Source organism: Microbacterium pasadenense, from assembly GCF_047246565.1.
In the GTDB taxonomy this organism is placed as follows: Bacteria; Actinomycetota; Actinomycetes; order Actinomycetales; family Microbacteriaceae; genus Microbacterium.
The window spans coordinates 23,365-30,072 of sequence record NZ_JBFOKN010000006.1 but is presented as its reverse complement, the minus strand read 5'-3'; the positions used below and the strand labels follow the sequence as shown (position 1 = coordinate 30,072).

Sequence of the window (6,708 nt, the reverse complement as noted above, 5' to 3'; positions counted from 1 at the left end):
CGTTCGAGTCCGCCACGGGCCCGATGCCCATCGGCCTCTACCTCGTGCGCGAGACGGCGGCACCGGCGTCCGTCACCGACCGCACCGCACCGTTCCTGGTCACGCTGCCCTTCCCGACCGGGTCGCTCGGCAGCCCCGCCAACGAGTGGATCTACGACGTCCACCTGTACCCGAAGAACTCGGTCACCGAGCTCGTGAAGAGCCGCGTCGTCCCCGCCCCGGGATCGGTCGAGGCCCGGAACCCCGACCTCGTCCGCTGGGCGATCCGCGCCGGCATCCCCACCCTCGCGGGCGGCGGCTCGATCTCGGAGTTCGCCGTGACCGACCAGCTGCCGACCGGCATGCAGTTCGTTCCGACGCCGCCGTCCGGCGTCGCCGGGACGTCGGTGATCGTGCGCAACGCGTCGGGCGTCGTGCAGAACTTCGCCGCGCCCGCGGACTACACCCTGACCACCACGGGCAACACGACGACGGCGACCTTCACCCCTGCCGGACGCACCCGGCTGGCCTCGGCGGCGCTCGCCGACGGACAGGTGGAGCTCAACGTGCTCACACGGGCGACCACGACCCCCGCGGACGGCCAGCTCGTCAACACCGCCTCGGCGACCGTCAACGGATCGACCGAGACCGTGTCGGCGGTCACCCCCATCGGTGAGTTCACGCTGCTGGCGTACGCTCCGACGGGCAGCGGCGGCAAGACCCCGCTCGCCGGGGCGGTCTACCAGCTGTTCCTGTCGGAGTCCGACGCGAACGCCGGGACGAACCCGATCTCCGTCGGCGGCGTCGACCGCTGGACCACGAACGCCGAGGGCATCGCGTACGTGACCGGCCTCACCCCCGCGACGTACTGGGGTCGCGAGATCGAGCCGCCCGCCGGCTTCCAGCCGCCGCGCCTGACCACGCCCGCCCAGGTCGTGGCCGGGACGACGTCGACGACGGCCCCGATCCGCAACTACCTCGAGGTGCCGCACACGCAGCTGCCGCCGTGGGCGCTTCCGCTCACCGGTGGTGACGGCGCGCTGTGGTTCGGCGTCGGTGGTGGCGCCCTGGTCATGATCGCCGTCGGCGCAGCGATCGTCGTGGCGCGGCGTCGCCGCGTCGAGGCCGTCCCGGCCGTCTGAACGACGGACGAGAGATGAGAGCGAAGGCGGGACGTCCCGGTGGCGTCCCGCCTTCGCCCTTCGCACCGGACAATGGGAGCGTGACTCCTGCGCCGCCGTCGGATGCTGCGGCGGGCGCCGCGTCGTCCCGTCGGCAGCGCCGGCGCGCCCGGCGGTGGCGGGCCCCGGTGGTGCCGCTCATCATCGCCGTGGTGTGCCTGCTGGGCGCCGCCCTGCTGCTGTACCCGTCGGCGGCGAGCTGGTTCAGCCAGGTCGAGCAGTCCTCCCGCATCGACGACCTCACCTACGAGATCACCGATCTCGGCGCCGAGACGCTCGCCGAACTCCTCGCCGAGGCCCGCGCGTACAACGACGAGCTGACCGGCGGCGGGGCCGCCCTCGCGGCCAACGAGCGACTGCCGCTCGCCGTGGACCCCGACCCCGATGCCGGGCTCGAGTACGAGAAGACGCTGCGCGCCGACGCCGAGGGGCTGATGGCGCGGATCAAGATCCCGGCGATCGACGTGGACCTGCCGGTGTACCACGGCACCGGCGAGGACGTCCTCGAGCACGGCGTGGGGCACCTGAAGGGCACGGCCCTGCCCGTCGGCGGCGCGTCGACGCACGCGGTCCTCACGGCGCATCGCGGACTCGCGACGTCCGAGCTGTTCACGCACCTCGACCAGGTGGCCGAAGACGACACGTTCACCATCGAGGTCTTCGGCGAGGTGCTCACCTACCGGGTCGTCGGCACGAAGGTCGTGGAGCCCGACGAGACGGAGAGCCTGCTGCCCCAGGTCGACCGGGACCTCGTGACGCTCGTGACGTGCACACCGCTCGGAGTCAACAGCCACCGCATCCTCGTCACCGGCGAGCGGGTCATCCCCACGCCCAGCGAGGACCTGGACAACGCCGGCAAGACGCCCGACGTCCCCGGCTTCGCCTGGTGGATCGTGATCGGAAGTGCCGTCATCGCGATCCTCGTCCTGTACGTGTGGCTGTCCGGCCGGCCGCCGCGGCCCCCGCGCACCCGCGGGCTGTGAGACTGGTCCGATGCGCACCCATGTGATCACCGGAGCCAGCGACGGCATCGGCGCCGCGGCATCCCGCCGACTCGTCGCCCGCGGCGACCGCGTCGTGCTCGTCGGACGTTCGCCCGAGAAGACGTCGGCCCTCGCCGCGGAGCTCGGGATGCCGTACCACCTGGCCGACTTCGCCGACCTCGCGCAGGTCCGGCGCCTCGCCGACGAGCTGCTCGCGGACCACCCCCGCATCGACGTGCTCGCCAACAACGCGGGCGGCATCTTCGGCAGGCGGATGCTGACCGCGGACGGCTTCGAGCAGACGTTCCAGGTGAATCACCTCGGCCCGTTCCTGCTGACCAACCTGCTGCGGGAGCGGCTGGTCGAGAGCTCCGCATCCGTGATCCAGACCTCGAGCGCGGCGGCGCGCACCTTCTCGCGGTTCGACGTCACCGACCTGAACGCCGCGCGCCGGTACTCGGGCCGTGTCGCCTACGGCAATGCGAAGCTCGCGAACGTCCTGTTCACGCGCGAGCTGCAGCGGCGGTGGGGAGCGGACGGCGTGTCGGCCGTCGCGTTCCATCCGGGCGTCGTCGCGACGCAGTTCGCGGCGAACGTGCCCGGACCGTTCCGGTTCATGTACCACAACCGCTTCACGAGGCGACTGCTGACGACGACCGACGAGGGCGGTGCGCGGCTCGTGTTCCTGGCCGAGGGGGAGTCGGGGACGCAGTGGCTCCCCGGCGGGTACTACGAGCGGGACGTCCTGACGAAGACCCACAGACTCGCCGACGATGGGGAGGTCGCCGGCGAGCTGTGGGAGCGCAGTGCGGAGATGGTCGCGCTCACCTGAGGATCAGGCGGAGTCGCTCCGGTCCGGATAGACGGGATCCGCGATCACGTCGGGTTCGTCCTCCGGCCGGTCCGACGGCTGATCCGACGCGCCGCCCGACGCCTCGTCGGTCACGGGCTCCTGCGGCTGCCCGGTATCGGGGTCGAGCGGGACATCGGGCATCGAGTCGTCGTGGTGTGTCATGGTCGTCTCCTTCGAGAGGGGGTCAGGCGGCCTCGGGACGCAGCGGCGCGATGTCGGCTCCGTGCACACGGTCGACGACCTGCGGCTCGCCCACCATGCGCGCGCAGTTCGCGCAGCAGAACATGCCGCCTGTCGTCTCCACCCCGTGGCCGATGATGCGGCATCCGCAGTGCGCGCACGCCGGGGCCATCGCGTGGATGGCGCATTCGAAGCTGTCGAACGTCCCGGTATCGTCTCCCCGCGTCAGCGTGAAGGCCTTGTCGTCGTCGTTTCCGCAGGTGTCGCACACAGCCATGTCGAATCTCCTCGCGTCGTCGGGGTCGTTGCGCCGACCGTAGGAATCCGCATCCTGCGCATGCAGGGGATTGATGCGAGCGCTCCGCAGTGGTAGCCGTGGGTCGCGATCGCGTCAGAGGCCGCGCGTGGCGAGGTAGCTGCCGCCGAGGATCAGGACGGCGACCGCCGCGACCGCCGACCATGCCGCCAGACGCGGCCCGTCGACAGGGCGACGCGGACGGACGCCGGGACCGAAACCGCTGGCCTCCGTCCACGCGACGAACTCGTCGAAGTCGAGTGGCGTGCGCGACGGCTCGAACCGGCGCGACGTCGCCTGCGCGGCGGTGTCGTGCGGCCCGCTGGTGGCCGTGTGGAGCAGCAGGTCCCGTGCGCGACGGGCGCGGTCGAAATCGCGAGCGAGTTGCGCGTGCTGCGCCGCCGTGACGTGCGGATAGGGGATCGCGTGGTGACCGCGAAGGATCCGAGGCGCGGACTCAGCTCGCTCTGACCGGCTGCCGCAGGATCGTCTTCAGGTCCTCGGGCGGCGTCCGCCGCGGGTCGCTGAGGTAGATCTCGTGGTGCGGTCCGTTCCACGTCAGGCGGCGCTCCGGCATCACCTCGGCGTGCAGCCGAGCGAGCGTCGGCGCCTCGTCGTCGTACGAGCCCACGTGGAGGATCTGCAGGCACGGGCCCTCGGTGAGCGTGAGCAGCCGCGCGGCCGGCAGGTCGGGCTTCTTGGCCGTCGCGGTGTCGAGGCCGATCTCGGCATCCGTCCCGGAGACCTCGGCGGGGAGCGGGACCAGCATCGTCCAGTCCCACTTCGCCTTCGTGCCGGTGACGAAGTCCGCCGGGTCCTCGCTCGACCAGAGCCCTTCCAGCGGGCCCACCGCGAAGGCGTCGCCGCTGCGCTTCTTGAGCGCCGCGCGGACGGCGTACGCCGACGTGTACAGCGCCTCCACCGCCCGGGCGTACCCGGGAGCGGTGTTCGGATCGCCGGAACCGTCGATCGCGAGGTAGGTCCGTTCGGGGACCTCCATCTCGACGAACCGGTCGGTCGGTGCCGCGTAGAGCTCGCGGAACCGCTTCCTCACATCGATCGTCATCGCGGTCGCCTCCTCCTGAGCGACGGTACCGCCGGATGCCGGCTCTCGCGACGGCTGCCGTGTCGCGGACCCAGGTGTGCGAGGCGGGCGGGGCTCCTACACTGACGCTGTGGACTCGCACCGCGGCGATGTCATTCAGGACATCCGATTCGCGCGCTCGGCCGACGGGGTCGGCATCGCGTACGCCGTGCACGGGTCCGGCCCGCCCCTCGTGATCGACGCGTGCTGGCTCAGCCACCTGCAGTTCGACTGGGAGAGCCCGGTCTGGCGCCACTACCTCGTCGAGCTCGGCAAGGTCGCGACGGTCATCCGCTACGACGAGCGCGGGCACGGGCTGTCGGATCGCGGCGTCACCGATCACAGCCTCGAGGCTCGGCTCGGCGACCTCGAGGCCGTCGTGGCGGATGCCGGCCTGGACCGCTTCGCGCTGATGGCGATGGCCCAGGGCGGCCCCGTCGCCATCGAGTACGCGGCGCGGCACCCGGAGCGGCTCACCCGGCTCGTCTTCTACAGCAGCTACGCCGGCGCGACCGTCGGCATGACGGACGAGGAACGCGACGTGTTCGCCGCCTTCGAGACCCTCATCCGGGTCGGCTGGGCGCGACCGACCTCGGAGTTCCGGCGGGTGTTCAGCAGCATGATGATCCCCGGGGGCACGGAAGAGCAGATGCGGTGGATCGATGACCTGCAGGCGCGGGCGTGCGACGCGGAGACCGCGGTCATCTCACGGGCGCAGCGGGAGAAGGCGGACTCCACGTGGCGGTTGCGGGCGCTGGAGCTTCCGACCCTCGTCCTGCACAGCCGCGGGGACCAGATGAACGACCTGCACTACGCCCGGGACCTCGCGTCCGGCATCCGCGGTGCGCGACTCGTCGTCCTCGAGAGCGACAACCACGTGATCCTCGCCGATGAACCCGCCTGGCCCGTCCTGCTGCGCGAGCTCACCGGCTTCCTCGAGCCCGATCGCGTCGCCGACGACGAGGATTCCCACGACATCGCCGCGCTCGTCTCGCCGCGGGAGCTCGAGATCCTCCGGCTCGCGGCCGCCGGGCACGACAACGACACGATCGCCGCGCGGCTGTTCCTCTCGGTGCGGACCGTCGAGCGGCACCTTCACAACGCGTACGCGAAGCTCGGGCTCAGCGGCCGCAGCGCCCGCACCGCGGCGGTCGCGCGCCTGCTGTCGCACGCATAGCGACTACGCGTCAGCCGCCAGGGCGCCGCGCGGCGACACCGACGGAATGCGCGCCAGCGCCGATGAGGCGACCGGTCCCGCGGCCATACCGTGATGCCATCAGCCGATCCGTCGAAGGAGACGAGATGTCATCATTCACCACCCACACGCGCACCGTGACGGCGACGGAGGAGGACCGCGCCCTCAAGGCGAAACACGCCGCGATGTGGGCGAGCGGGGACTATCCCGCGGTGGCCGACCAGGTCGTCGGAGACCTCGGCAGGATCCTCGTCGAGGCGCTCGACATCCAGCCCGGCCAGCGCGTCCTCGACGTCGCGGCCGGAACCGGGACCTCTGCCATCCCCGCGGCCCGCCGCGGCGCAGACGTCGTCGCGACCGACCTGACCCCGGAGCTCCTCGAGGTCGGGCGCCGGACGGCGGATGCCGCGGGCGTCGAGCTGGAATGGCAGACGGCGGATGCCGAGGCGCTGCCGTTCGCCGACGCCACCTTCGACGTCGTCATGTCGAGCATCGGCGTCATGTTCGCGCCGCATCATCAGCTCGCCGCGGACGAGCTCACCCGCGTGGTCCGCACCGGCGGCGTCATCGGGGTGCTGAGCTGGACGCCGGCCGGCGCCATCGGCCAGCTGTTCGCGACGATGAAGCCGTACGCGCCGCCGCCTCCTCCCGGAGCGTCGCCCGCGCCGCTGTGGGGGAGCGTCGACCACGTGCGCGACCTGTTCGGCGACCGTGTCGAGGACATGGCCGCACACCAGCAGACGCTTCGCGTGGACGCCTTCTCGACCGGCGCCGAGCTGCGGGACTTCTTCAAGGCGAACTACGGACCGACGATCGCGGTCTTCCGGTTCCTCGGGGAGGACGCCGAGAAGGTCGCCGCCTTGGACGCCGACCTCGCCGCCCTCGGTGACCGTCTCCTCGAGGACGGCGTCATGCAGTGGGAGTTCCTGCTGGTCACCGCCACCCGTCGGTAGGTCCG

8 protein-coding genes are annotated in these 6,708 nt (G+C 71.7%); 5 read left to right on the top strand and 3 right to left on the bottom strand.

All coding sequences use genetic code 11. The features are described 5' to 3' along the window. The 3 genes from AB3M83_RS13330 to AB3M83_RS13320 form a co-directional block, all read left to right on the top strand. The coding region (locus AB3M83_RS13330) for a SpaH/EbpB family LPXTG-anchored major pilin (protein WP_412948930.1) at positions 1-1,121 on the top strand (1,121 nt) is incomplete at its 5' end. 80 nt (positions 1,122-1,201) lie between these two features. After that, positions 1,202-2,143 carry a class C sortase gene (locus tag AB3M83_RS13325; RefSeq protein ID WP_412948929.1) on the top strand — a complete coding sequence of 314 codons (942 nt, stop codon included), beginning with the start codon at positions 1,202-1,204 and terminating at the stop codon, positions 2,141-2,143. Positions 2,144-2,153: 10 nt separating this feature from the next. Next, positions 2,154-2,975, top strand: coding sequence for an SDR family NAD(P)-dependent oxidoreductase (locus AB3M83_RS13320; RefSeq protein WP_412948927.1), 822 nt, complete (start codon positions 2,154-2,156; stop codon positions 2,973-2,975). 3 nt (positions 2,976-2,978) lie between these two features. Here the strand turns inward: AB3M83_RS13320 and AB3M83_RS13315 are convergent, their stop codons facing one another. From AB3M83_RS13315 to AB3M83_RS13305, 3 genes are all read right to left on the bottom strand, one after another. Beyond that, positions 2,979-3,158 carry a hypothetical protein gene (locus AB3M83_RS13315; RefSeq protein WP_412948925.1) on the bottom strand — a complete coding sequence of 60 codons (180 nt, stop codon included), beginning with the start codon at positions 3,156-3,158 and terminating at the stop codon, positions 2,979-2,981. Positions 3,159-3,180: 22 nt separating this feature from the next. Further along, complete coding sequence (locus AB3M83_RS13310; RefSeq protein WP_412948923.1) at positions 3,181-3,453, bottom strand: hypothetical protein; 273 nt, start codon at positions 3,451-3,453, stop codon at positions 3,181-3,183. Between the two features lie 475 nt (positions 3,454-3,928). Further along, a complete protein-coding gene (locus tag AB3M83_RS13305) occupies positions 3,929-4,537 on the bottom strand; it encodes a GyrI-like domain-containing protein (protein ID WP_412948922.1) in 609 nt (202 codons plus the stop codon). Between the two features lie 109 nt (positions 4,538-4,646). Between AB3M83_RS13305 and AB3M83_RS13300 the strand changes: the two genes are divergently transcribed. Together AB3M83_RS13300 and AB3M83_RS13295 are read left to right on the top strand one after the other, a co-directional pair. Continuing rightward, positions 4,647-5,732: an alpha/beta fold hydrolase gene (locus AB3M83_RS13300; RefSeq protein WP_412948921.1), complete on the top strand. Its 1,086-nt coding sequence runs from the start codon at positions 4,647-4,649 to the stop codon at positions 5,730-5,732. A gap of 125 nt (positions 5,733-5,857) precedes the next feature. Further along, on the top strand, positions 5,858-6,703 hold the full coding sequence (locus tag AB3M83_RS13295) for a class I SAM-dependent methyltransferase (protein ID WP_412948920.1): 846 nt from the start codon (positions 5,858-5,860) through the stop codon (positions 6,701-6,703). Positions 6,704-6,708 lie beyond the last annotated feature (5 nt).

What these genes read in the sequence shown, in the direction of transcription:
- AB3M83_RS13310 (WP_412948923.1), bottom strand. Translation starts at nt 3,453, where the DNA reads ATGGCTGTGTGCGACACCTGCGGAAACGACGACGACAAGGCCTTCACG.
- AB3M83_RS13295 (WP_412948920.1), top strand. Translation starts at nt 5,858, where the DNA reads ATGTCATCATTCACCACCCACACGCGCACCGTGACGGCGACGGAGGAG.
- AB3M83_RS13315 (WP_412948925.1), bottom strand. Translation starts at nt 3,158, where the DNA reads ATGACACACCACGACGACTCGATGCCCGATGTCCCGCTCGACCCCGAT.
- AB3M83_RS13320 (WP_412948927.1), top strand. Translation starts at nt 2,154, where the DNA reads ATGCGCACCCATGTGATCACCGGAGCCAGCGACGGCATCGGCGCCGCG.
- AB3M83_RS13305 (WP_412948922.1), bottom strand. Translation starts at nt 4,537, where the DNA reads ATGACGATCGATGTGAGGAAGCGGTTCCGCGAGCTCTACGCGGCACCG.